The sequence below is a fragment of the Methanosarcina barkeri str. Wiesmoor genome, assembly GCF_000969985.1.
GTDB classification, from domain to species: domain Archaea; phylum Halobacteriota; class Methanosarcinia; order Methanosarcinales; family Methanosarcinaceae; genus Methanosarcina; species Methanosarcina barkeri_B.
Map to the genome: position 1 here is coordinate 3622563 of NZ_CP009526.1, position 23843 is coordinate 3646405.

21 protein-coding genes and 3 tRNA genes are annotated in these 23843 nt (G+C 41.4%); 15 read left to right on the plus strand and 9 right to left on the minus strand.

Annotated elements, in window-relative coordinates:
* Positions 1–5 precede the first annotated feature (5 nt).
* The 3 genes from hdrB to hdrA are packed head-to-tail and all read right to left on the minus strand — an operon-like array spanning position 6 to position 4031.
* Positions 6–950, minus strand: coding sequence for a ferredoxin:CoB-CoM heterodisulfide reductase subunit HdrB (hdrB, locus tag MSBRW_RS14905; protein ID WP_011306938.1), 945 nt, complete (start codon positions 948–950; stop codon positions 6–8).
* Positions 904–1614 (minus strand): ferredoxin:CoB-CoM heterodisulfide reductase subunit HdrC, encoded by a 711-nt coding sequence (gene hdrC, locus MSBRW_RS14910; protein ID WP_011306937.1) that lies wholly within the window; start codon positions 1612–1614, stop codon positions 904–906. Before hdrC ends, hdrB begins: the two co-directional genes overlap by 47 nt.
* A complete protein-coding gene (gene hdrA, locus MSBRW_RS14915) occupies positions 1611–4031 on the minus strand; it encodes a ferredoxin:CoB-CoM heterodisulfide reductase subunit HdrA (protein ID WP_011306936.1) in 2421 nt (806 codons plus the stop codon). The genes hdrC and hdrA overlap by 4 nt, the downstream gene beginning before the upstream one ends.
* Positions 4032–4622: 591 nt before the next feature.
* Here hdrA and MSBRW_RS14920 point away from each other — a divergent pair.
* Positions 4623–5024, plus strand: coding sequence for a transcriptional regulator (locus tag MSBRW_RS14920; RefSeq protein ID WP_011306935.1), 402 nt, complete (start codon positions 4623–4625; stop codon positions 5022–5024).
* A 180-nt stretch (positions 5025–5204) separates the two neighbouring features.
* On the opposite strand, the gene MSBRW_RS14925 is transcribed toward MSBRW_RS14920, so the two are convergent.
* Complete coding sequence (locus MSBRW_RS14925) at positions 5205–5438, minus strand: hypothetical protein (protein WP_011306934.1); 234 nt, start codon at positions 5436–5438, stop codon at positions 5205–5207.
* Between the two features lie 757 nt (positions 5439–6195).
* Between MSBRW_RS14925 and MSBRW_RS14930 the strand changes: the two genes are divergently transcribed.
* On the plus strand, positions 6196–6609 hold the full coding sequence (locus MSBRW_RS14930) for a transcriptional regulator (RefSeq protein ID WP_011306933.1): 414 nt from the start codon (positions 6196–6198) through the stop codon (positions 6607–6609).
* 241 nt (positions 6610–6850) lie between these two features.
* Here the strand turns inward: MSBRW_RS14930 and MSBRW_RS14935 are convergent.
* Positions 6851–6927: transfer RNA gene (locus MSBRW_RS14935), tRNA-Ile, on the minus strand.
* A gap of 74 nt (positions 6928–7001) precedes the next feature.
* Positions 7002–7078: transfer RNA gene (locus tag MSBRW_RS14940), tRNA-Ile, on the minus strand.
* Between the two features lie 223 nt (positions 7079–7301).
* Between MSBRW_RS14940 and MSBRW_RS14945 the strand changes: the two genes are divergently transcribed.
* The 6 genes from MSBRW_RS14945 (at position 7302) to MSBRW_RS14970 (ending at position 12491) form a co-directional block, all read left to right on the plus strand.
* Positions 7302–7373, plus strand: a tRNA-Ala gene (locus tag MSBRW_RS14945).
* 624 nt (positions 7374–7997) lie between these two features.
* On the plus strand, positions 7998–8192 hold the full coding sequence (locus tag MSBRW_RS14950) for a cytidine/deoxycytidylate deaminase family protein (RefSeq protein WP_230670151.1): 195 nt from the start codon (positions 7998–8000) through the stop codon (positions 8190–8192).
* A 1016-nt stretch (positions 8193–9208) separates the two neighbouring features.
* Entirely contained in the window at positions 9209–9451 is a 243-nt protein-coding gene (locus MSBRW_RS14955; RefSeq protein WP_048102764.1) for a hypothetical protein, read from the plus strand.
* Positions 9452–9489: 38 nt separating this feature from the next.
* Positions 9490–9729, plus strand: a complete 240-nt coding sequence (locus MSBRW_RS23060; protein WP_011306932.1) for a ferredoxin — start codon at positions 9490–9492, stop codon at positions 9727–9729.
* Positions 9716–11149: an NAD(P)/FAD-dependent oxidoreductase gene (locus MSBRW_RS24355; protein ID WP_011306931.1), complete on the plus strand. Its 1434-nt coding sequence runs from the start codon at positions 9716–9718 to the stop codon at positions 11147–11149. Before MSBRW_RS23060 ends, MSBRW_RS24355 begins: the two co-directional genes overlap by 14 nt.
* 13 nt (positions 11150–11162) lie before the next feature.
* On the plus strand, positions 11163–12491 hold the full coding sequence (locus MSBRW_RS14970; RefSeq protein ID WP_011306930.1) for a cytochrome P450: 1329 nt from the start codon (positions 11163–11165) through the stop codon (positions 12489–12491).
* A gap of 330 nt (positions 12492–12821) precedes the next feature.
* Here the strand turns inward: MSBRW_RS14970 and MSBRW_RS14975 are convergent, their stop codons facing one another.
* The 3 genes from MSBRW_RS14975 to MSBRW_RS14985 form a co-directional block, all read right to left on the minus strand.
* Positions 12822–16568, minus strand: a complete 3747-nt coding sequence (locus MSBRW_RS14975; RefSeq protein WP_011306929.1) for a PAS domain S-box protein — start codon at positions 16566–16568, stop codon at positions 12822–12824.
* A gap of 664 nt (positions 16569–17232) precedes the next feature.
* Positions 17233–17766: a hypothetical protein gene (locus MSBRW_RS14980; RefSeq protein ID WP_011306928.1), complete on the minus strand. Its 534-nt coding sequence runs from the start codon at positions 17764–17766 to the stop codon at positions 17233–17235.
* 512 nt (positions 17767–18278) lie between these two features.
* Positions 18279–18509 carry a hypothetical protein gene (locus MSBRW_RS14985; RefSeq protein WP_048102763.1) on the minus strand — a complete coding sequence of 77 codons (231 nt, stop codon included), beginning with the start codon at positions 18507–18509 and terminating at the stop codon, positions 18279–18281.
* A 65-nt stretch (positions 18510–18574) separates the two neighbouring features.
* Here MSBRW_RS14985 and MSBRW_RS14990 point away from each other — a divergent pair, with 65 nt between their 5' ends.
* The 7 genes from MSBRW_RS14990 (at position 18575) to MSBRW_RS15020 (ending at position 23678) form a co-directional block, all read left to right on the plus strand.
* Entirely contained in the window at positions 18575–19234 is a 660-nt protein-coding gene (locus MSBRW_RS14990; protein WP_011306927.1) for an SdpI family protein, read from the plus strand.
* Between the two features lie 120 nt (positions 19235–19354).
* The gene (locus MSBRW_RS14995; protein WP_048102762.1) at positions 19355–19837 is read left to right on the plus strand and encodes an FKBP-type peptidyl-prolyl cis-trans isomerase; all 483 of its coding nucleotides are present in this window, start codon (positions 19355–19357) and stop codon (positions 19835–19837) included.
* A 5-nt stretch (positions 19838–19842) separates the two neighbouring features.
* Positions 19843–20412: an FKBP-type peptidyl-prolyl cis-trans isomerase gene (locus tag MSBRW_RS15000; protein ID WP_011306925.1), complete on the plus strand. Its 570-nt coding sequence runs from the start codon at positions 19843–19845 to the stop codon at positions 20410–20412.
* A gap of 125 nt (positions 20413–20537) precedes the next feature.
* Positions 20538–21008: an FKBP-type peptidyl-prolyl cis-trans isomerase gene (locus MSBRW_RS15005; protein WP_011306924.1), complete on the plus strand. Its 471-nt coding sequence runs from the start codon at positions 20538–20540 to the stop codon at positions 21006–21008.
* A gap of 39 nt (positions 21009–21047) precedes the next feature.
* Positions 21048–21455 carry an OB-fold nucleic acid binding domain-containing protein gene (locus tag MSBRW_RS15010; protein WP_011306923.1) on the plus strand — a complete coding sequence of 136 codons (408 nt, stop codon included), beginning with the start codon at positions 21048–21050 and terminating at the stop codon, positions 21453–21455.
* Between the two features lie 103 nt (positions 21456–21558).
* Positions 21559–22737, plus strand: coding sequence for a nucleotidyltransferase family protein (locus MSBRW_RS15015; protein WP_011306922.1), 1179 nt, complete (start codon positions 21559–21561; stop codon positions 22735–22737).
* Positions 22738–23081: 344 nt separating this feature from the next.
* Complete coding sequence (locus MSBRW_RS15020) at positions 23082–23678, plus strand: CTP--2,3-di-O-geranylgeranyl-sn-glycero-1-phosphate cytidyltransferase (protein ID WP_011306921.1); 597 nt, start codon at positions 23082–23084, stop codon at positions 23676–23678.
* Positions 23679–23843: the final 165 nt, after the last annotated feature.

Below are 23843 nucleotides of genomic sequence, written 5' to 3' on the forward strand. Positions count from 1 at the left end.
GGTTTTTAGATTATCCCATTCTTTTCCAGAAACCCTTCAAGAGGCACAGAGTGAGTCTGGAAACCGCACACCTTGTAAGGGTCAGCGCCCATTGAAAGAGCTACGAACTGGGCAATATTCATGTGCACCATATCATACTTTACGCCAAACTCTTTTTCGATAACAGGCTGGTAGCGGTCGTACTGGATCTGGCAATTCGGGCACATATGGAGCATAAGCTCTACGCCTGCTCTTTGAAGGCTGTCGAGTTTTGCCTTTGTCACCTGAAGCGAGGTGTTTTTGTTAATGTGAAGCTGGGAAAAGCCCATCCCGCAGGTAAGAGTCCGGTCTTCGTACCAGCGTACAGGGTCGGCTCCGCAGGCTGCGGCTATGTTATCTATCAACTGGGGGTTTTCAGGGTTTCCGAGGACATCGAGATACTGAACCTTATAGTAATGGCAAGCGTGATGGGCCGCAGTTTTGATTCCTGAAAAATCGAATTTTTTCTGCTCCTGGATTTTATCGACCTTGCTTAAAAGAATCTCTACTGCGTGGTAGATGTTTGTCCTTGGGTTCATATCGTCTTTTTCGTAAACAAGGTTTTCAAGGCCCTTTTCCCGGAAGATGGAGTTCACTTTTTCCCGGACCTCGGTGTTGGTATTCAGGGTTTCACAGGCTTCCTTATTTACGGCATAACAGGTTGAACAGAGGCAGGTTATATTGGGATACCCACATCTTCTTGCAACTGCAAAGTTTCGGGCTGCAATGGCTGCTGTTGTCAGTCCTTCAAAGATATCAGTATAATGGCCTATTCCTGTGCAGCAGGACTGCTCATTGTTTATACAGTAGTCTATTCCAAGCCTGTCAAAGACATAACAAGTGGAGGTTTCCACCCCTGGGTACTCCTGCTCGACCATGCAGCTTTTAAATAATAAAAGCTGGCTGTCCGGGATATCTTCTATCGTTTTCAAAGCCGAAATCTCCGCTTCTATTTTCTCTCTTGATGTACTGGTTCTCCAGGAGTTGATGCAAAAGTTTTTCCTGTATTTTTGCCTTGATCCATTTTTCCCTTTCAAAATAGCCTGTGGCTTCAAGAATGGCCTGAACTTCCCCATGGGTGTTTCTGATATCCTTTGAACTCAGCCCCAGTTCATCACGAATTGACTCAAGGTTCTTTTTAAAACTGATCCAGCGTTCCCCAAGGTCTCTCTCCATATTCTTAGCTCCAGGACCTGGTATCTTGCTAGCTCCGTTTTCTGCGAGATATTCTCCTATCTCAAGGAAGTAGGCAAGCTTTTCAACTCCTATGCCCTCGTTGATGGCCATCTGCCTGAGCACCTGTACAATTGTTACAGGGCTATTATTTCTGGGACAGCGCAGGTTACAGGAATAACAGTAAAAACAGGACCAGATCATTTCGGACTCAAGCACACTACGGTCGTTTTCCAGTACTTTTTTTACAATCTGGCGCGGGCTGTAATCTGTAAAGCGGGCTGCAGGACAGGAAGCCGTGCAGGCGCCGCACTGGATGCAGCGGTCAAGCCCCAGAGAGGCAGGTGTCCGGATGCTTTTCTTTGCGGTTTCTGCAAGGGTTTTACATTCCGGGGTATCGTACTCGTTTACATATGGAATCATTTGATCATCTCTCCTTCCTGGGCAAGGCTGGTAAAAGTGCCTGCAAGCCCTCTTGTGTTTGGAACATAAGCTTTTTTGAAATAGAGCCGGCTTCCAGAATCTCCAAGTTCTTTCTTCAGTTTCTCAAAATGGCTGACAGTTAAAGGATATATAATCTCAGCTTTTGGGCTGTCTGGAGGGTCCTCTACGAAAAGGACAGCCGATGCCCCGCGTTTGAAGGCATGAAGTAACAGGTCTTTATCAACCACGAGGTTTGTGGGCACTTTGATTAACTTGACATTTGAAGGATAGGTCAGTGCACTATTTCCTATATTATCGCAGGTTAAGGACGCGATCCCGCTGTTTACAAAGCCAATCAGATCTCCTTCTTCTACTACTCCTTCAACTTCGGCTTTTAGCTGGTTTTTTGTAAAGCCTTCAATCTGAATAGCTCCGTTCTGACAGAGTTCAGTACAGTATCCGCACCCAGTACAGACAAGTGGGTCTACGATGACCTTTCCATTCTCATTCAAGGAAAAAGCCTCGAACGGGCACTTGAGACATTCTTTACACTGATCACAGAGAAGCTGATTGATAGTCGGAATTTCGTTTACCAGGGCTTTGGGGCTGTCGGCAATAAAGGCCCTTGCTCTTACAGCTGCAAGTCCTGCCTGGGAAATAGTATCCGTAACATCTTTAGGGCTCTGGGCAGTACCACAGACAAAGATCCCGTCCAGTGAGCTGTCTACAGGCCTCAATTTCGAGTGCCTTTCCTTGATAAATCCGCTTTCATCCTGGCTAATATTCAGTATGCTGGCAATTTTTCGGGTTCCTTTTGAAGGGACCATAGCCGCAGAGAGTACGACAAGATCAGCAGGCAGCTCTGTTATTTTCTGGTTAAGGGTATCTTCGAGTCTGACAAGAAGGCTTTTATCCGGCTTCTCGACAATTTCAGCAGGTCTTCCCCTTACAAATCTAACTCCCATGTCCTGGACTGCCCGATAGTAGTTTTCGTAAAAACCAAGAGCTCGCAAATCGACATAACAGATCGTGACTTCCGTACCCGGATATTTTTTCATTATCAGGTTCGAGTGCTTTAACGCGGCCATGCAGCAATACCTGGAACAATAGCGGTTTCCACTTTCTTTTTCGTCCCTTGAGCCCACACACTGGATCATAACTATCCTTTTAGGGATTCCTGGACTATTCTCAGAGGAATTCTCAGAGGAATTTTCTAAGGAACTTTTACTGCCACAGGTGCCTGTTGAGCTGACAGCATCAGGGTTCAGGCTGAAATCCGAAGGCCTGATCAATGTCCCTTTTGTAGGGCCATTGATCCCAAGCATTCTGGCAAGTTCCATCTGGGTCATAACATTTTTGAAAATTCCATATCCGTACTGGGGTTTCTGGGATGCATCATACTCCTCAAATCCGGTAGCAACAATAACTGCACCGACATTGAGCTCAATGATCTCTTCCTTCTGTGAGAAGTCAATCGCTCCGGATTTACAGACCTCTGCACATTTTCCGCATGTTTCGCCTTTGAACTGCAGACACTGGTCAGGATCTATGCAGTAGATTTTCGGAACGGATTGGGAAAAACGCAGGGAAATTGCCTTTTTATCCATGTACCCACAGTTGAACTCGTTTTCAACCAAGACAGGGCAGACGCGACTGCATCGGCCACAGCCTGTACAGTTATCGTGTACGTATCTCGGTTTTTTCTTTAGCCTGACTGTGAAGTTGCCTGCACTTCCACTTAAGCGTTCCACTTCAGTCCAGGTTAAAAGGGTTATTTTCGGGTTAGCTACTACCTCATTCATCAGAGGGCTTAACGAGCACATAGCGCACTCTTCCGCAAGCTTGTCAGGAGAAAAAACCTTGCCTATTTTTGCCATATTTCCGCCTATACTGGATTCTTTCTCGACCAGGTAGGTGGAAATTCCGTTGTCTGCAAGGTTAACTGCTGCAGTTATCCCTGCAATTCCTCCGCCAATAACAAGGGCCTGCGGGACGATATTTACTTTTATTTCTTCAAGGGGTTCCTGATTTTCCAGGCGGTTGAGTTTTCCTCGAAGAAGTGAGAGGGCTTTCTCAGTCGCTCCGGCTTTGTCCGGATGAACCCAGGCACAGTGCTCCCTGAGGTTTGCGATTTCAAGCATCGCCCGGTTCAAGCCTGCTTCCTGAATACACTTTTTGAAGAGAGTACCGTGTTTGGAAGGTGTGCATGAACCTATTACTATCCGGTCGAGGTTCCCTTCAGAAATCTTATTTTTAATAAGGGTCTGTCCCTCTCTTGAACAGAGGTACTCATAATCGAAGACCGGGATCCCTTCTGCCTTAAGGGTTTTCTTAAGTGTATTAATATCAACACGTTCGGAAATGTTCCCACTGCAATGGCAGATAAATACAGCGGTTTTGTCCAGGGCAGCGTTCATTATACTAAATCTCTCAGGGATTCGTATTTAATACTTGCCGGAACACCTGAGCAATTCACCCAATTAGGACAACTCTTCTATATTTATTGCAAAATAAGGACAATTTTTGAGGAAAAAAGTGAACTTTAAATTTCCTTTTGCTTTTTCTTTTGCTTTTTCTTTTGCTTTTTCTTTTGCTTTGTTCGTAATATAATTCAGTTTGCTTAACAAATGAAACTATAATCAAAATGCATTTATCCTATATATAGGGAGGCTTGCAGAACTCCAGGAGTATAAATTGTCCTTCTGTCTAGAAATTCTAAGCTTTCTGCCTGCAAAAAAATAGTATGTGTAATTGTCGGGAAGTTTTTATAGGCGCATAATTATATATATGGAGAAAGTATTATTATTTAAATCAACAGAGAAAAACAGATTTTGTGAGATACTCCCACGGATCAGAAACTCATATAAATAGAAATATATTTAATAAAGGCAATAAAAGATGCTGAAATATAACAAATCTAAAATAATATGTTTCTATTGATCTGAAATACTGGACGGAAAAATAATATCGGAAGCAATCACATTCTGCTCTTTCGGTATAATTGGTAGATGATAGTTGTGGCAGATAATGAGTCTATATCAGAGGACAATGAATTTAAGATGGGAGAGGTTGAATACGAGATGGTGGAGCTTTTGAGAAGGCTGAATATTAACAGGCCAGTTGCTCTCACTCTTGCGTGCCTCTCTAAAGGAGAGGAAATTTCTTCCCAACGCATCGAAATGGTATCAGGCTTGAGACAGCCAGAAGTTAGCATTGCAATGCGCTATCTCCGTGAAAATGACTGGGTAGATATGCGGGAAGAAAAGAAGAATCAGGGCAAAGGCAGACCGGTTAAATTGTATAAACTGACGGTCCGAATGGAAACGATTATCAATTCAATAGAAGAAGACGTAATGGCTGAAAGTAAGGCCGTGCTCCAAAACATAGAACGCCTCAAGAGCCTTTCCTGAAATCAGTTTAAGAGTAGAGATATCATAAGTGTTTTTCACAATTCTCCGAAAACTTAATTCTTAATTATAATGTCTCTGGGTTTTATAACCCGGATTCGCCTTCTTGTCTATTAAGTGTATATTAAAAATAGGATACTTGAGGAAAACTTATAACTCTCTTGTAATTAGGTTATTTCCTTTCTATTCTTTTGATTCTTTTGATTCTTTTGATCCTTCCTTTGGTTCTTTTGATTCTTTTGATCCTTCCTTTGGTTCTTTTAATTCTTTTGATCCTTCCTTTGGTTCCCTTCCTTTGGTTCTTTTGATTCTTTTGATCCTTCCTTTGGTTCTTTTGATCCTTTTGATTCTTTTGATCCTTCCTTTGGTTCTTTTGATTTTTTGATTCTTTTGATTCTTGTAATCTCTTGTTTCCATTTTTGCAATGTCTCTTCTCGGTCCTTTTGATGTCTCTTTTTCTACTTGAATCTGAATTTCGAAAGCGACAAAGGAGTATCAATTTTTAGGATATAAGGTCAGGACTTCGCTCTTAAAGTACAAAATTAAACAAAATAGACTCTTCAGTTAAACGTGTAATTTCTGAAGTTAGAGGTTCAGGTTATTGATTTTCTCAATTCAACTGTGCAATTTCTAAAAAATAGAGTATATAAAGGATACGAAGAAGAAACATCTCAATAGAGGTAAAGAGGGCATCTAGTAAGCTTTAGCAATTTTTAGTATAAAAATGTCCTGCAAATTCTTTTTTACATTTTTATGAATTTAAAAAACTTGAGTTTAAAAAAAGTTGAGTTTGAAGCAAAACTTGAGTTTTAACATATAAAAATTAACTCAAAGTTTGAGTTATAAAAGAAAGTCATAATTAAAAAACACTAGATTTTATAAGAGAGCCCTGATTGAGATGGAAAGAATCGAACTCCAAAGTTTTTAGGAAATTCTTGAGTTTTTAGATAATTTTAAAGTTTTGAGTATGAAAAGACAAGGATTAGTAATTTGTATCGAAAAAGAAAAACAGTGTAATCTGGATTCTTTTAGAATGAGTGTACGTTATAGACACTCTATAAATTCTTATTTTTATTTTTATTCTTATTCTTATTATCAATTGATATATCTTAAAAAGAAAACATAAGCAAATATTTATATTAATCAACTATATAATAGTTCTTTGGGTGATTAAATGGTAGATAAAAGTGGTCCAGTTATGAATATTTCTGACACAAAAGAAGAGACCCCGATAGCTATGGGATCAAATGAACATGAAATGATAGAATTATTTAGAAGAATTAACGTTAGTAGGCCAATTGCTCTTACGCTTGCATGCCTTGCAAAAGGAAATGAGATTTCGTCTCAGAACATTGAAATGGTATCAGGCTTGAGACAGCCTGAAGTTAGTGTTGCAATGCGTTATCTCCGCGAAAATAACTGGATTAATATCCGGGAAGAAAAAAAATCAAGGGGTAAAGGCAGACCGGTAAAGTTATACAGGCTTACAGTCCCGATGGATTATATTGTCAGCAAGATCGAAGAAGATATTGTAGCCGAAAGCAAAATCGTGTTCAAAAACATTGAACGCCTGAAGCGCATTGCCTGAAACTCTTCATGGGGATTTACCCCATTCTAACTTTTCTCTGACCAAAATTATTTCATTACATAAACACTTAATAAAGAATATTCATTTAAATAATCTTTATGAAATCTCTTGTTTTATGTAATATCTTTTATTTTTTATTCATTTTTTAAACCGAAACAGATCCAAAAACATAAATAAATGATCCGAAAATCTCAAAAAAAGTTCAAAACAGTATAAAACAGTATAGTATTCAAAAAATATATGGTGGGCCCGCTGCGATTCGAACGCAGGACCTCACGGTTATCAGCCGTGCGCTCCACCAAGCTAAGCTACGGGCCCGATTAAGGATAAATGGGTTTATAATACCTGAAAATTTTCCTGAGAAAGGATTACCATATTGTAATATCATATTGTGGTGGGCCCGCTGCGATTCGAACGCAGGACCTCACGGTTATCAGCCGTGCGCTCCACCAAGCTAAGCTACGGGCCCAAATGTAAGGTTTTTTAAAATTACCGAAGCAGAAAGGCTTTTCGGGAAAGCTTCCCAATCCGACAACACTTCTAATACTCAATTTACTACTTATAACTTTTGCTTGAAGCTCTTACGTTTCTAATTTTTAAAAATTTATTTGTAAAACACCAAGCCTATGTGGCGACATCTTTATATAAGATACTGAGTGTATGAGGGATGCTGATTAAGCAAAGCCTGAAATGGGCCGGTAGATCAGGGGAAGATCGCTACCTTGGCATGGTAGAGGCCTCGGGTTCAATTCCCGACCGGTCCACTTAATAACTTTTAATAGTTTTGATTAATACTCTTTTTTATACTATATCCTGTTGTATAAGGCTGATTTTAAAACACTTTATAGTCTGTCTTAAATATTCAAATCGTTCTTGTAGTTTGGTAATGAACAATGTTAACTTTAAAACTTCAAAATAATTTACACTGCTAGTTATGTACCCTAACTAACCATATTTTATGAATATTGACCTGGCGCTGAAAACAAAGATTTTGCCCATGTGTTTTCGGTTAAGTGAGAACTCGTGACAAATTGCGTCAATATCCTCAATATTTATCAAATATTTTAATAAATTATGAGCTGGAACAGAGTATCGATTTTATGTAAATAAACCAAAATTTAAGTCCAGATCTCTAATTCAAAATCAATAAAAACTCTTGATTTTTATCCTGCACATTCCTGTTGGTAAGATATCATGTGCTATGAAGTATAAAACTGTCTTAATAATATCTAGTGCATCGATTTTCAAATAGATACATACTAAGAAAATAATGTCAGCTTATGACGAAAATATTATTTTAAAGTTAGATGGAATTCTGTAACACGGAAAACGCAACCGGTTATAGAGTGATTCGATCTGGATATTGCAACCACTGAGAAACGTCAGCCATACACGATGCAGGACGACAGGACTTCAGTAATACCACGCTTTTCACAACGTTTAGCCCCTGTGATATTTGTGCCGCGTTAATATATATGCGCCAATTTGACCGTGTGGTCGTCGGTGATGTTACAAATGCCTTGGGTAATAACAGATGCTTCGCGAGAAGGGTGTTAAAGTCGATATCCTTGAAGACCCTGTGAGAATAGCATTGTATGCAAAATATCGGGCCGAAAAGCCGGAACTCGACATGGAAGATTGAAAAGGCCTGGCTACTGTCTGTAAGGCTGATCTGTCTGCGTAAACGAGTTAAACAGATTAAGCAGGTTAAACAGGTTAAACAGTCCAAATAATCCTGATCAATACCACTTTTTTCGTGTCTTGAACCATCTCTAAATGGCTCTATATTTGTCCTTGGAGGTCAGTAGTTTTAGACCTGATTATGTGCCCCAAAGGTTTTAGCGATTATATCCCGGCAAAGACGGGAGAAATGAATGAAGTGGAAAGAGCAAGGGAAAAGCAGTAAAATATGAGAAACAGTGGCTATAAGCCTGAGTGCTGGGCAAAAAAGTTGGTTGTAAGGTGGTTCATAAGGTTTGATCTTCATCTATGAAGCCTATTACGGGATCAGTTTTGAAGTTGTCCTGAATTTACTCCATTTTACAGATACGCTTCAATGAAGTCTATTACGGGATCAGTTTTGAAGCTGTCCTGAATTTGCCTCATTTTACGGATACGCGCAATGAAGTATATCGCGGGATCAGATTTCAAGCTGTCCTGAATTTACCCCACAGATTACTCCCTCATGAACCAATTAATACTATACAATTACTATTATAAAAAACTAATCATTTATTTAAATTTACTTAAACTGTTTACATATTTAATGGGCTTATTGCCAGAAAAGAATACGGCTTTATAGAAATCCCCTGAAATAACGATTTTCAACTAATTTGAACTGAATAGCTAGATCTATTTTTGCTGATTAAATTAGCAGCTTCTCGAAACTGATTAAGATCGTTTTTTACAAAGCTGTATAGATAAATATATAAAAATTCCCTTATTATTATCATATAAGTTTTATTCCGGTATCGTCTTTAGTTTATCAGGATTATATTGAAAGCGTTGTACAGTTGGGTGCTGTCAAACGCTGAAATGATAAACATCTGGTTATTAAGGGGTCATGAAATAGCTCACTAATAAATATTGCAGAAGATGATTGTTAAACTATTCAGAAATCGATAACAGCCAGATAAGCAAACAAAATGAGTTGCTGTTTTTGCAGACTTCTGCAGTTGGCAATGATAATTCTTGGACAGGGGGATTAGATGGAGAAAGCTCCAATTGCGCTAATGACGGTGGAAACACGCACAGCAGGATGCCTGACCAGTCTGATCATGCTATTTTCGTCGTACGAAAATACCTGGTGGCAGAACATATTCCGAAAATTGAAAAGATCTGAGGCTGCTCATTTAAGTTTCTGGAACTGGAGGTTTCGCAATGCTTCGAATTGTGGTCGACCTGAACCGATGTGAGAGCTACGCTCAGTGCGTATTTGCCGCACCGACGGTATTCTGGATGAAAGATGAAGAGTCGCTTGAATTTGATTATGCACCGGATGATTCACTACGAGTGCAGGTAGAACGTGCAGCTGCAGCTTGCCCGGTACAGGCGATTAGTATTTGCTGGCTGGATGAGCAATCAGAGCAGCGGGGGGAAAATCACAATGAAAAGCAATGATGCCAAGAAAACTGTCTCCTCTGTACAAAGAATAGTTATCCTCGGCGCCTCGTTGGCTGGTTTGAGTGCTGCAGAGGCACTTCGTTCCGAGGGATTTGCCGGGACGTTAACTGTAATCGGCGATGAACCATATGCTCCCTATGATCGCCCGCCTCTGTCTAAAAATGTCCTCACAGGCTGGCTACCAGCAGAGCACACGACCTTACCGCAGAGTGTTGATCTACAGGCCGAGTGGTTGCTTGGTGTGCCCGCTACAGGGCTTAATCTGGATAACCGGGAGGTCGAGCTTGCCGATGGGAGACGGTTTGGATTTGACCGTTTGTTGATCGCCACAGGGGCGCGTGCCAGGCCGTGGCCAGATTCGGCACAGGCTGCTCTTGATGGAGTTTGCCTATTGCGTACCCGCGATGATGCTGCCCAGCTACGAGCCCGGTTAGCTGCCAGGCCGAAGCGAGTACTGGTGATTGGTGGTGGTTTCATCGGCTCCGAGGTTGCTTCAGTCTGCAGAGAACTAGGTCTGGCTGTCACAGTCACAGAACGCAGCGCTACACCTCTCATAGGCGCTCTCGGTGCGGCTGCGGGTACGCTTGCTGGCCAGCTCCAGCGCGTGCATGGCGTCGATCTGCGCTGCAACGTCACGGTTATGGCGCTGGAGGGAGATGAGAGTGGGCGGCTACGTCGTGCCTATCTTTCGGATGGCGATATACTCGATATCGATGTGGCTGTGATCGCTCTTGGAGCAATACGAAACGTCGAATGGTTACATAATTCTAGGCTGGCGTTTGACTCCCATGGGATAGCCTGTGATGCTGCCTGTCGTGCTTTTGATACCGATGGAATGGTCACAGATGACATTTTCGTTGCTGGGGACGTGGCTCGCTGGCCTCACCCGCTTTACGAAGGCGAGCTACTGGCAGTCGAGCACTGGGGAAATGCTATTGAGCAGGCAAGGACGGCCGCACATAATATGGTGAGTGCTCCGACAGATCTCAGGGCATACAAAACCCTGCCCGCCTTCTGGTCTCGTCAGTTTGGTGTCAACCTGAAGACGGTCGGCCTTCTACGCTTCGCCGATGAAGTTGTGCTCACACAGGGCTCTATCTCGGAACGCCGGTTGGTTGCAGCCTATGGCTACAAAGGCAGAATTGTTGCAGCGCTCACCGTAAATATGGCCCGCTGGTTGCCTGCTTACCGGGCAATGATCGAGGACCGTGCACCGTTTCCGCCCGTACTTCATGCTCCTGATGGTCCAGCTGAGCTTCGGCCAGTTCCTGCCGGATTTCCATTTCGTGGACAACCTACCCACAGCCCTAATGCTACACAGACTGGTCCAGGTCCTAGCACACCTCCTCCAGAAGAATCGTCTACAAGCACCAAAGTGAAGGACCCTCGTGTACCGCCAGGGTTCCGGCCCAAATGACAGGAGGCAGACCATGACACAGCAATCCTTGTATGAGCAGGTTCTTGACTACGCCAATCGTGCCAATCCTTATCCTCTATATGCCAAACTACGCCAGACACCAATTACGCGACAGATAGATGGTAGCTACGTTGTCAGTACTTACCGGGAGATTGTCTCGCTACTTCATGATCCCAGGATTGGTTCAGACTTCCGCATGCGTTCCGCTCACGATCGTCCTTCTGCAGGCCTTTCGGCAAATCAGGAGCTCGCCTCTAAAAATCAGGCGCAGGACGAAGGCGCGGAAACATCCTCATCCAACCAGGGTTCAGAAACTGAAGTTGTTCCAAGCTTCATTGGTCTGGACCCACCTGAACATGATAGACTGCGCCGGCAGGCTACATGGCCTTTTGGTCCCCCGCACACACCGGGCAGAGTGGCTGACATGGAACCTGAACTGATCCTCCTTGCAAATCGACAGATAGATACTATAAAGGGCAGGACATCGATTGACATCGTCGAGGACTTTGCTTATCCAATCCCGGTAACGATGATCAGTGAGCTACTTGGGGTACCACCCGAGGATCAGCCACGCCTTCACGCTTTATCAGAAGCTATTATCGAAGACATTGATCTGGATCCCCGACAAAGCCCGGAGGAACAAAAGCGGCGACAAGAACAGTCTAGTCAGACCTTTAAGGAGCTCGAACAATATATGGAGGTGCTGATTGAGCACCATCGCAAGCAGCCTGGTTCTGACCTGCTTTCAGGACTCATAACAGACCATGGTTCCGATGGGCCGATGGCCCAGGCAGATCTTGTGAGCACTGCAAGCTTGTTGCTCATTGCCGGTCATGAGACCACAGTGAACCTGATTACCAACGGCATGCTCACACTGTTGAGACATCCTGATGTCCTCGAACGGTTACGGCGCGAACCAGATCTGGTTATTCGTCTGGTTGAGGAGTTTTTACGCTACGAGCCTCCTGTCCAGATTCTGCCAAATCGCGTGGCACTTTCCGATATTACTATTGCCGGTACTACGATTCAGAAAGGCTCACCTGTGATTCTGCTGCTTGCCTCTGGAAGCCGTGATCCGGCTCGTTTCCACGATCCCGAGAAATTCGACCCTGATCGCAGGGATAATATGCACCTTGGCTTTGGCAGCGGCATCCATTACTGTTATGGCGCTCCACTTGCAAGGTTGGAAACGCAGATTGCACTAACAGAGCTTGTACAACGGCTCGAAAACCCCAGGCTCGCGCATGATCCACCCCCATACCGGCAGAGTGCTACTCTACGAGGACCGCGACATCTCATTGTTGAGATCGATGGCGTGAAGGACTGGGAGTTCCATTTATGATTAAACCGACTTGAAGTTTCCACTGCACTTTCATTGTCAGCAGGAGCTTCATAAAAAACAATTTCTTCATCATAGAGAGTAAGGAGGAGCTCCAGGACTTGTAGAGGCAGCCACCTGGGAGTTCGTCTTTATATTTATCTGCAACTTGCAGAGTAGTAGTTATTTCCATCTTTCTAAATATCTATTCCAGACTAAACATCTATTCCAGAAAAATCGGTGCTCAGTAAGATTTAATGATCTTCAAGGAAACAAACCAGCTTAGCAACCTGAAAAAAACTCTTACAATCCGTTATAACAAGTACAAATGGAGGCGTTAGTCAGTCAATTGTTTTAAAGTAGCTGGTTCTGATTATTATTTACTTCTTTGACTGCGAACCTTATAGAAAATTCGGTTCCAGCATTTCTTTTCAGTTCAAGTTCCCCATCTAACTGATCTACAAGTGTGGTTATCAGCTGAAACCCAAGACTATCAAGATCTTCAATATTAAAGTCTTCAGGAATACCAACACCGTTATCTGAGACTGTCAGGACAAAACTGGTGCATCTATTGCCTTTCTTTCTGTTTTCCCAGTTTTCGTCTCTATGGAGTTCTATTTGGATTTCTCCTCTGTATCTACCCGAAAATGCATGTTTTAGAGAATTGGAAACTAGCTCATTAACAATAATTCCTAGCGGGACAGCAACATCCATATCAAAGAATGCATGTTCTTCCAGATTCATTTTCAGGAGAGTGTTTTTGTTACTAAGGCTGTAAGTTTGGAAGAGGTTTTCAGCCAGCTCTCTTATGTATGCTGAAAAGTCGAGTGTCTCGGTTTCTTCTCCTTTATAAAGTTCTTCGTGGATTAGAGCCATAGATATAACCCGGTTCTGGCTTTCCCTGAAAGCCTCAATAACTCTCGGGTTATCAAACTTATCAGCCTGAAGGTCAAGGAGAGAAGAGATAACCTGCAGGTTATTTTTGATCCTGTGATGGATTTCCTTTTTACGGGCAATCTCGAGATTTGCCAGATCTTCTTCTGCCTTTTTCTTCTCGGTAATGTCAAGAACAAAGGCTATGCCTTCGTTATGTGCCTGATTGAAGGTAGCTACTCCAACAATAACAGGTACTTGCGACCCATCTTTGCGGATGTACTCCTTCTCCTGGGGTTCTCTTACCCCAATGGTTTTCAGTTCAGCAATAGCTCGTTCGTCCAGAGAAAAGTATTCCGGTGGAGTCATCTTATTCCATTTAACCTTTCCAGCCTGCAAGTCCTTACGTGTGTAACCGACGATATCCAGTAACTTGTCATTAGCATCGGTGATCGAACCGTCTATATTAAAGTAAAATACACCGAGCATATCTGATTCATAAAACTGGCGCAGGCGTGCTTCACTCTCACGCAGTGCTTCTTCCGCCTTGATATGCTCAGTAATATCTCTTACAATAGCTGAAATGGCCACGAGTTTTCCAGCGACGTCAAACACCGGAGAGAGAGTTGCTGAAATATTTATAATAGTACCGTCCTTTCTTAACCGTGATGTTTCGTAGTGCTGGATTTTTTTTCCCTGTTTAATCTTTTCTGAAAACTGCTTAATTTCTCCTTTGATATTTTCTGGCTCAAGTATTGACACGTCTTTTCCCATAATTCTTTCAGCTAAATAACCATAAATCTGCTCTGCAGCTTTATTCCAGCTAGAAATGGTACCATCAAAGGATAGAGTTATGATAGCATCATTCGAAGATTCTACAGCGTTCGCCAGTATCTGGAGTTTCTCTTCTGATTTTTTACGTTCAGTAATATCCTGAACTACTCCCTTTACTCGAACAGGGTTATTCTTTTCATCAAAAATAATTTCGGGTTGAGAATGGACTGTACGTTCTTCTCCATTAGCCCGGACGATCCTGTAATCAATGCCCAGAGGCTTCTTATTTAAAGCTTTCTTGATAGTATGATCAACATAATCTCGATCATCGGGGTGTATGTAATCTAAAAGTTCTTCGTAAGTTGCGCCTGATTCGTGAGGGTTACGTTCAAAAATCCGATACATTTCATCAGACCAGTATGCTTCACCAGTTACGAGATCCCAATCCCAGTTTCCAATCTGAGCTATCTTTTGAGCTTCAGCAAGGCGTTTTTCACTTTCTTTCAATGAATTGTAAGCTTTCTCAAGCTCTGATGTACGTTCTTTAACTTTTTCTTCCAGACTCTCGTGCACTTTTTTTAGGGCTTCTTCTGCTTTCTTAAGTTCGGTAATATCACGTGCAGTAGCAAAAACCCCAATAACCTTACCCTTCTCGTCTCTATAAACTGAAGCATTGTACAAAACAGATGTTATATGTCCGTCCTTATGCTGAATCCCTAAAGAATAATCTCGAACTTCACCATCTTTGAATACCTGTTGATATCCTGTACGAGCTTTTTCAGGTTCAGTAAAGTAATCTGAAAAATCAGTTCCAATCAGTTCGTTTCTGGAATAGCCAGTAATCTGTTCTGTAGCATTATTTACATCGGTAATCTTACCGTCACGCCCAATAGTTACCAGAGGATCAAGACTTGCTTCAATTAGATTGCGATTATAAATATTTGATAACTTCAGAGCTTCTTCCGATCTTTTCCTCTGCAGAGCCTGCATCACAGCCGGCGCGATAGCTTCAAGATCTTCCTGATGTTCGTAGCTATAACCGCCTTCGTTATTTGCAATCGCAATCAAACCTATTGTTTTTCCATCCTGAACAAGGGGGACGCCAAGAAACGATGTAATCGGCGGATGTCCATGCGGCAAACCAATACTGTCGGGATGTAATAGTGGATCATTGGTAAAGAAACCTTTCTCGTTTTTAATGACACTGCCGTACAGGCCATGAACAGCAAAATCGCCAGGAGGACTACGATGCTCTATTCTGTCGTACATAAGGCACTGTTCCCATGCCAGATCGCTTTTTGCAACATCGTGCAGCAACCCGTCGGCGCCCATTTCATTGATGAAACCAAAATGGCTGCTGGTTACTTCCAGCGCCACAGATAGACATGCTTCCCCCAGTTCTTCTTCTGTTTTTGCCTGGACCACATTGCTGAAGATCCTATTGATTCCCTCAAGAATACGGTTGTATCTACGAATACGATGCTCTTCTTGCTTGCGCTTGGCGATATCACGGGCGACGTAAACACTCCCAATGTTTTTTCCTTCAGAATCGTATAGTGGAGAGATATTTACTAAGAAATTATCACCAAGACAACCTTCACAAGTCTCTGCGGTGTGCTCATCCCGATCCTTAAGCAACCGCCGTTGTGGGCAAAAAGAAGGTGGCTTGTCTGTCCCATGGATAACACGATAGCAGGTTAACCCTATGCACTCTTCAGGTGTCATCCCCAATCTTGCCGCAATGGCTTTGTTCGCACGAACAACTCTATATTTATCGTCGATTATGGCTACCAGGTCTGGCACAGCATCAAAGGTATATTCCCAGTTTTTTGCAGCTCGAATAGCTTTTTCTTCTGCTCTCTTCCTTCCGGAATTTTCTATACGCTTCCATATTCCTTTCCTTTTGATCAAGGCAAATTGATGGCTGGAGACTACATCAATAATCTCGGCCGTATTGCACATATCGAGATAATACGGACATAATGCTATCACATGGTTTTTGGCGATAACAGCATCTACTTTATTTTCATATTCAACAAACTCATTCCAGCTTTCTTTTCCCAGCCCGTGATTGTCCCCTGCAGCTCTCAGTCCATCATAACCCCTTGCCAGAGCCTGGTTGATTTTTTCAACACAGCTATTTACGACTCTGTCTGGATCGAAAATGTCATCCTTTAAATATCCACTGTTGTAAGAGATGATTTCGATTTGTCCTTTCTCCAGATAAACATCAAAATCAGGAATAGCTCTTTTCATGGCTGCTTTTGCCTCTTCCATTTCCAGAGGCTGTGAAGTAATCCATACGCATAATTCGTTATTTTCCAGCCCGGTTTTAAAATAAGGAATAAGTATATCCATCAAGTCTTCTTTTGTCTGATAGAACTGGCAGAAGTGTGTTCCCCAGGACACCTCGCCAACAATATCAATCCCAGAATCTCTAGTGTTTTTTTTCATGGGTATTGTCTCCGGGTTTTGAGAATAACAGGATAAAAATTTCATTACACCAGGGTAATTGATTTCATTTTTACCTTACAATTTCCATTTATATCTGACCGATCTCTTTAAAGGTCTCAAAAAACTCAATAGTGCACAGGTCTTCTTGTAGCTTACTATAGATCTTTTGCTAATTTAAGGAGATTTAATTTAAGCAGATTTAATTTACGGAGATTTAATTTAAGGAGATTTACATTTGTCTTGTGACCTTTTCTTCCTGACTATTTGAATTTATTATTTTGGAATTAATGAATTCTTGTTCAAATGCTTTTTCAGCCACAAGAGAGGAAAATAATTAATAATTAGATGAAAAATAAAAATAGATGTGACAAGTATATTAAGCTTATTGATTTTAGTGTCAAGAAGGACTAATCTTCACATCTTTCAAATGAGGCACCATTTCAAATGAGAAATAGCCAAAAACTGAGAAATGGCTCCATTTTTCATTATCTATAAGCCTATTTTTGTTATCAAGTTTGTAAACATGACAATAAAGGAAAAATTGCTAGCCGATGTTTGCAAAAGTAAATGATTGGGTAATTGAAAGATTGGTAATTGAAAGATTAATTCATTAACAGATCCGTTAATTAACAGATAGACTCGTCCTCGCGATTGCAGTCAATTCTCATACTTTTTTGTTACAGAGGCCTCTTTCCATTAATTCTGTTTTTCCGATAGTATCTTCTCCCCATTTTTGTTTAACTGTTTCACTCCACTGGAGTTTACCGTCCCCAATCATAGATTTTGGAATTGCAAAAATGTTTTCTCTCGTTGTTCTGGAAATCCCAGATTTTGACAACTTATACTTGTTAGTTTTCGGATCGTATACCATCTGGTGATCGAGTTTAAACGCACGAACTGTCTTGGAAAATTTGCAATTTCCAGAGTTTAATTCTTCTTTTGGGTCTTTTCCCTTCCTTCGCTTTATTTTTTCCATTTCAATCTCTTCTTTTCTTATATCTTCCAGATACCATAAACTCCTATCAACTTCACTTTTAAATACAATCATATGCCATTTAAGAGACAATGAGTATGGTTTTCTTAAATACTCTTGTAATTCGGCAATCAGATCGGAATCATCTGTCGTATTTTCAATTTCTTCCATTATTCTTTTCATTTTGGCCATATTTGCCTTCTGTCTTTCCTGACTTGTTACCATAACTACCCACTACATATTAATTTTTATTAGACTGTATAAACAGAAAGCATATTTTAAACCTTCGATAATAGATAATAAAAATTAAATTTAGATACAATTTAGCCTTGTTTGCCACAAAATTGTGAAATAATTATGTATTTATTCATGTAAATAAGGGCCGACAACGTTACTTGTGGCATAATCAGGTTTTTTACATTTTATGGACAAGGTATAAATATAGAAGTGGGAAACGGCTGTTCTCGTGTTCCTGACTATTATCTCCGGGATATTCATGCTATTTAATCCGCTTGTCGGATCATCGTCCAGCCCTTGGTATATGGCTTCTCTTTAGTTATATTAGAGTTGCAACCTTAATAGCGAACCCAGGGCAGGGCTTGAGAAAGCTCGTTTACAAATAGGATAAAGATAAACTATTGACCCGCAACCTTTACGATGTTGGTCTCTCAGTTGCTAAGATTTTAGCTCAAGCATTTTCAAAAGGCTTGTGATCACGCCGTCATGACGTTTTAGATTTAGCAGTGATTTTCGGTCAAGCCTTTTTTCAAAAGGCTTGTGATCACGCCGTCATGACGTTTTAGATTTAGCAGTGATTTTCGGTCAAGCCTTTTTTCAAAAGGCTTGTGATCACGCCGATAGAGTTTGGGAATTAGATTTTCAAAACTAAACATTACTCGGGGTTTTCTGTCAAGCCTTTTTTGGAAAAATTTGTGGACAAGTAGGTTTTTAATAAGGATTGCTTTCAAGTTTCAACTTTGTTTAAATAACTTTCCACTTTGTTTAAATAATTTGAATATATATCTATGTTTATATGCGTAAAGCCACAGCCATAACCACAGGACTGATTCTTTTATCTTTTATAGTTTCAATCTATTTTTACCCGCTTGTGCCTGAATCTATGGCAACTCACTGGAATTCCCAGGGAGAGGTAAATGGCTATATGCCGAAGTTCCAGGGACTTTTTTTCATGCCTTTACTGATTACCGGACTTGCAGTATTCTATCTGGCAATTCCCAAAATTGACCCGATGAAGGTAAATATATTAAAATTCGGAAAATATCATGAAAAATTTATAATTTTTTTGATTTTATTCTTACTTGCTGTCCATCTCCAGATACTACTCTGGAACGCAGGCATACAAATAAACCCGAATGCCGTGCTTCCTGTAGGTATAGGGCTTCTGTTCTACTATATAGGAATTCTTATGGAACATGCGGAGAGAAACTGGTTCATCGGTATAAGGAATCCCTGGACCCTCAGCAGTGATAGGATCTGGAAGAAAACTAATCGTCTTGGAGGAAAACTGTTCAGGGTTGCAGGAATAGTTGCCGTGCTTGGAGTCTTTTATCCCGGGTTTGAATTCATTTTCATCCTTGTGCCTGCACTCTTTATTGTGGGGTTCGCGGCTGTTTACTCATATCTTGAATATCAAAAAGAATTGAAAGGAACCAAATCTCAAATTAAAACTTAAAAATGAAGGTTATAGGAATTCCTGTAATTCCGGATTCTGAAATTTCTGTTTACTCGGTTTTTGACTTCTATTTTATCATCACGTTTATCTAGCATGTTCTCGTTTGTTTTATTGATTTTTATGGCCGAGGATATAACAAAAGACACCAGTAAAAAAATTGAAAATGGGGATAGAATCTCAGTTAATTATGTAGGAAAACTTGAAGATGGTACAATTTTCGATACTTCCTTAAAGGAAGTTGCTACCGAAGCAGGGTTATACAATCAAATGAGAAATTATGAACCTCTTGCATTTACAGTCGGTACAGGTCAGATGATTAAAGGATTTGATGAGGGCGTTGTCGGAATGCAAGTGGGGGAAGAAAAAACCATTACAATCCAGCCTGAAGAGGCATATGGAGAGTACAGGGAAGAATTCGCAAGAGAAATCCCAAATAATGCTGTTAATTTTACTCCTGAAATCGGAATGAAGCTGGCTACGGAAAATGGTCTGACAGGCACTATCACAAAGGTAAACGAAGACAACTTTGTTGTAGATTTCAACCATGAGCTTGCAGGCAAGACCCTGGTTTTCTCAGTCAAAATCGTTTCTGTGGAGGAGTGAAAGGGATGAAGACCAGGAACGAAGCAGTTTTCTTCATAGTTATACTGCTCCTGGTAAGCATAATTTTTGGCAGTGGATGCACGGATAACGGGAATGAGGGAGGAGACAGCAGAGCGGTAAAGTCCGGAGATTCGGTCAAGGTAGACTATACCGGGAAGCTTGAAGACGGCACGGTTTTTGATACCTCAAGAGAAGACGTTGCAAAGCAGGCAGGTATATACGTTGAAAGAAAGGAGTATACCCCTCTTAGCTTTGTCGTTGGCTCGGGACAAGTAATCTCGGGTTTTGACGAGGGCGTAATCGGAATGAAAGTCGGGGAAGAAAAGACCCTGACGATTCCTCCAGATAAAGCTTACGGGGAATATGACGAAGCCAGAGTCCTGGCCGTTCCTGTTGAAGAATTAAATCTAACAAACCGCTCCGAAATTCCTGAAGTGGGACAAACATTGAGAGATATGTACGGGAACCAGTACAAAGTAACAGCTGTAAACGACACGCATATCACTCTTGATGCCAATCATGAGCTTGCAGGCAAGACCCTGATTTTTGATATAAAAGTCATCTCAATAGAATAAATTTAAGTTACTGAAAAACAAATTGAGAATTATAACATTTCTTTAAAATGTGTGCCCTTTCGGTATCTGGGGAGATGTTGAGATGACGTGGATACCGAAAGGAAAATGCACAGGAGAAAGGGATAATGGAAAATTCTCGTACTGTGAAAAAAGGAGATTATCTTCTTATTGATTATATTGGAAAATTCGAAGATGGAACGATCTTTGATACTACTTTGAAGGAAAAAGCCCTCAAAGCAGGGATTTATGACGAAGAAAAAGGTTACAAGCCTTTTTTTTTCAGAACGGACGCATTCCAGGTAATTAAAGGTATCGACAGGGGAGTGCTTGGAATGAAAGAAGGTGAAGAAAAAACTTTCATAATTCCACCTGAAGAAGCCTACGGAAAATATAAGAATTACCTTGTCCAGGAGATCCCCCTCGAAAAGCTTGGACTTAAGAATCCTCCTGAGCCAGAAACAAAGATCATAACACCCGCTGGGAGTGAGGTTAAAGTGCTTAACTCCACGGAAACTTCTGCTACCCTGGATTTTAACCATGAACTTGCAGGTAAAACTCTCATCCTTGAAATAAAACTAGTCTCGATCATAAACTGATTCCAGGCCGGGGGAGTGAAGTAAAAGGGGGAGTGAAGTATGGAAAAAGAAGAAAAAGTCATGGTATTACTGCTGTTTATGACATTGACTTCTCTTATGACAGCTTATCTCTGCTTTGGACCGGAACTTACAGCTTCTGGACAGGAGACAGGAGAAGAAGCCAGGCAGTATACCAGGGAATCCGGTGAAGGGGAGAAAGTGTTCCTTGAAGCCCAGGTTTTGAGCAAACGGTTAACCTATACAGGCGGGCATCTGCTTTTACAGGTAGACTGCAACTCTGAAGTCCTGAGCATCTTTATTCCAAAAACTGCAGGTGCTGAAGCTCTGAATAACTCAATTCAGAAAGGAGATTTCATTAGTGTAACCGGTACTGTTTCGCAGTATGAAGGGAAAAGAGAAATCAAGGTGGAAAGAAAAGAAGCTATTCTTCTGGTTGATCGTCATTAATCTGATTGATCATTATTAATTGAATAACCATCATCAATAACCTTTGAGATTATGACAACAAAATCGTTAATAATATATTCATATAAGGACATTTGGGAAAAATATGAAAGCGTGTATCATGTGCGGAGGGGCAGGGACAAGGCTCAGGCCACTAACTTTCAAGCATCCTAAACCCAGCATACCGATTCTTAATAAGCCGTCAGTCCGACATCTGATAGAGCATCTTTCAAGGGAAGGGTTCAATGAAATAGTCATGACCCTAGGGTACATGGGAGAGCGCATAGAAGAGCAGCTCGGAGACGGGCACATGTTTGGAGTACATATCGACTATGTGTATGAGAAAGAAAAACTCGGAACTGCAGGCGGCGTTAAAAATGCTGAAGAGTACCTGAAAGACGAGCCGTTTATCGTGCTTGGTGGAGATCATGTACTTAACCTCGACCTGAGGGAGATGTACCGTTTCCATGAAGCAAACGATGCTCCGGTAACCATAGGGCTTCTTTCGATTGACGACCCGAGAGAATTCGGAATTGCGGACATGGACATTAACAACCGGATCCACCGCTTCCTGGAAAAACCGAAAGCAGGCCAGATATTCAGCAACCTCGCAAGCACTGGAATTTATATTTGCAGCCCTTCTATATTTGAATGGATCCCTAAAGGTAAGAAATACGACTTTGCAAAAGACCTTTTCCCCTTCATGCTTGCAGCCGACAAAAAAATCAATGGTGTACTTGTCCGGGGAAAATGGACTGACGTAGGAAGTTCGGCCGCCTACAGGCAGGCGCAGCGCTGGATGCTCGATGCCCTTCCTGGAACAACAATCGAAGGGAATTTCACAACCCGGAACGCAAGAATAAAGGGCCCTCTGTCCATAGGAAACAATGTATGCATAGGTTCGAATTCTTCCCTTGTAGGGCCAATAGTAATAGGAGAAAACACAACTATAGGTGATAATGTCCTTATCGGGCCTTACAGCGTGATAGGCTCAAACTGCACTATAGAGAACAATACAAAGATCCTTTCATCTTATCTTTTTGATAATGTGTTTATAGGAAAGGACTCCAATCTCTCAGGAGGAGTGGTGTCAGACGAAACAATTATAGGAGAACACTGCTTCCTCGAAAATGGAACCGTTATCGGACATAAAGTACTGATCGGAAGTAACTCAACAATACATTCCGGAGTTAAGATCTGGCCCGAGATCGTTATAGATAAGAACTCAAGCATACAGGAAACCGTGATTAATTCCGGTTATGACGCTGCACATGAAGGTTCGTAATATTTGGGTTTCAAAGGACAGAGTCCAGTCTGAATAACCTAACTGGACTTCTGAACCTATACTTTTCAGGTTTATTCAGGTTGAAATTGCTTTTTTAAATCCTGGTTTATTCAGATTAATTGCTTTTTGGAATCCTGGTTTATTCAGGTTGAAATTGCTTTTTGGAGCCCTGGTTTATTCCGATTAATTGCTTTTTTGGAACCCTGATTGAATTTCGATTTTCTGCTACTTATTTTTCATATCCACTTTTCGACAAGCATCTGTGAAGTGTTCAGGACGCACAGAACGAAAGCAACACTGAAATGGATATAACTTTATACTAGATCCTGACAAGTCTTTTTGCCATGCCGTCCAGAGAATTTTTCCTTGAAATCTTGAGAAAAAGTGTTCATCTGGTTTCAATCCTGATCGTGCTTATCTACAAATTTTATGGAAAAGAAACCATCCTCTGGGTGCTCATGCTGTTTCTTGTAGTTGTTCTCGTTCTTGACTACTTCCGGGTTGAGCATGGAATTCGAATACCTTTTTTCTCTATCATGTACAGAAAAAGTGAAGTTGACCGCTTCGGAGGGCACATCTTCTTTGCGCTCGGAGCAATTTCAGTAATATCCCTGTTCAGCCGAGAAATCGCTTACGCTGCAATCCTTATGGCCACATTCGGGGACCTGTCTGCAGCTCTGATAGGAAAATTCTACGGAAAGAGGCGAGTCTTTCAAAAACTCTTTAAAAATGATAAATCTATTGAAGGCTCAGCTTCGGAATTTATTATTGATTTCCTCATCGGGATGCTTATTCTCGGGAACCCCATTGTTTCCCTGGTGATGGCTTTTCTTGCAACCCTTACGGAAACTGCAGTCAATAAAATTGATGATAACCTTATAGTGCCGGTTTTCGCTGGCTTTTTCGGGCAGATCACACTGAATCTTCTAGCGTACTTGTGATAATTTTAAGAATTTCTCAAAGAATGCGCTGAGATTTAAAGGATTCTTGAAGAAAACCCTTTAATTTAAAGAATTCTTAAAGAAAACTTTTTAATTTAAGGGTTTTCAAAGATTGTTCTGTGAGAGGGCTTCCTGAAAACTTGAGAGAGCTTCCTGAAAACTTAA

Bases quoted from the DNA above. Each gene is read 5' to 3' on its own strand.
- hdrC (WP_011306937.1), bottom strand. From the start codon at position 1,614: ATGATTCCATATGTAAACGAGTACGATACCCCGGAATGTAAAACCCTT.
- hdrA (WP_011306936.1), bottom strand. From the start codon at position 4,031: ATGAACGCTGCCCTGGACAAAACCGCTGTATTTATCTGCCATTGCAGT.
- MSBRW_RS14920 (WP_011306935.1), top strand. From the start codon at position 4,623: ATGATAGTTGTGGCAGATAATGAGTCTATATCAGAGGACAATGAATTT.
- MSBRW_RS14925 (WP_011306934.1), bottom strand. From the start codon at position 5,438: ATGGAAACAAGAGATTACAAGAATCAAAAGAATCAAAAAATCAAAAGA.
- MSBRW_RS14930 (WP_011306933.1), top strand. From the start codon at position 6,196: ATGGTAGATAAAAGTGGTCCAGTTATGAATATTTCTGACACAAAAGAA.
- MSBRW_RS23060 (WP_011306932.1), top strand. From the start codon at position 9,490: ATGCTTCGAATTGTGGTCGACCTGAACCGATGTGAGAGCTACGCTCAG.
- MSBRW_RS24355 (WP_011306931.1), top strand. From the start codon at position 9,716: ATGAAAAGCAATGATGCCAAGAAAACTGTCTCCTCTGTACAAAGAATA.
- MSBRW_RS14970 (WP_011306930.1), top strand. From the start codon at position 11,163: ATGACACAGCAATCCTTGTATGAGCAGGTTCTTGACTACGCCAATCGT.
- MSBRW_RS14975 (WP_011306929.1), bottom strand. From the start codon at position 16,568: ATGAAAAAAAACACTAGAGATTCTGGGATTGATATTGTTGGCGAGGTG.
- MSBRW_RS14980 (WP_011306928.1), bottom strand. From the start codon at position 17,766: ATGGTAACAAGTCAGGAAAGACAGAAGGCAAATATGGCCAAAATGAAA.
- MSBRW_RS14990 (WP_011306927.1), top strand. From the start codon at position 18,575: ATGCGTAAAGCCACAGCCATAACCACAGGACTGATTCTTTTATCTTTT.
- MSBRW_RS14995 (WP_048102762.1), top strand. From the start codon at position 19,355: ATGGCCGAGGATATAACAAAAGACACCAGTAAAAAAATTGAAAATGGG.
- MSBRW_RS15000 (WP_011306925.1), top strand. From the start codon at position 19,843: ATGAAGACCAGGAACGAAGCAGTTTTCTTCATAGTTATACTGCTCCTG.
- MSBRW_RS15005 (WP_011306924.1), top strand. From the start codon at position 20,538: ATGGAAAATTCTCGTACTGTGAAAAAAGGAGATTATCTTCTTATTGAT.
- MSBRW_RS15010 (WP_011306923.1), top strand. From the start codon at position 21,048: ATGGAAAAAGAAGAAAAAGTCATGGTATTACTGCTGTTTATGACATTG.
- MSBRW_RS15015 (WP_011306922.1), top strand. From the start codon at position 21,559: ATGAAAGCGTGTATCATGTGCGGAGGGGCAGGGACAAGGCTCAGGCCA.
- MSBRW_RS15020 (WP_011306921.1), top strand. From the start codon at position 23,082: ATGCCGTCCAGAGAATTTTTCCTTGAAATCTTGAGAAAAAGTGTTCAT.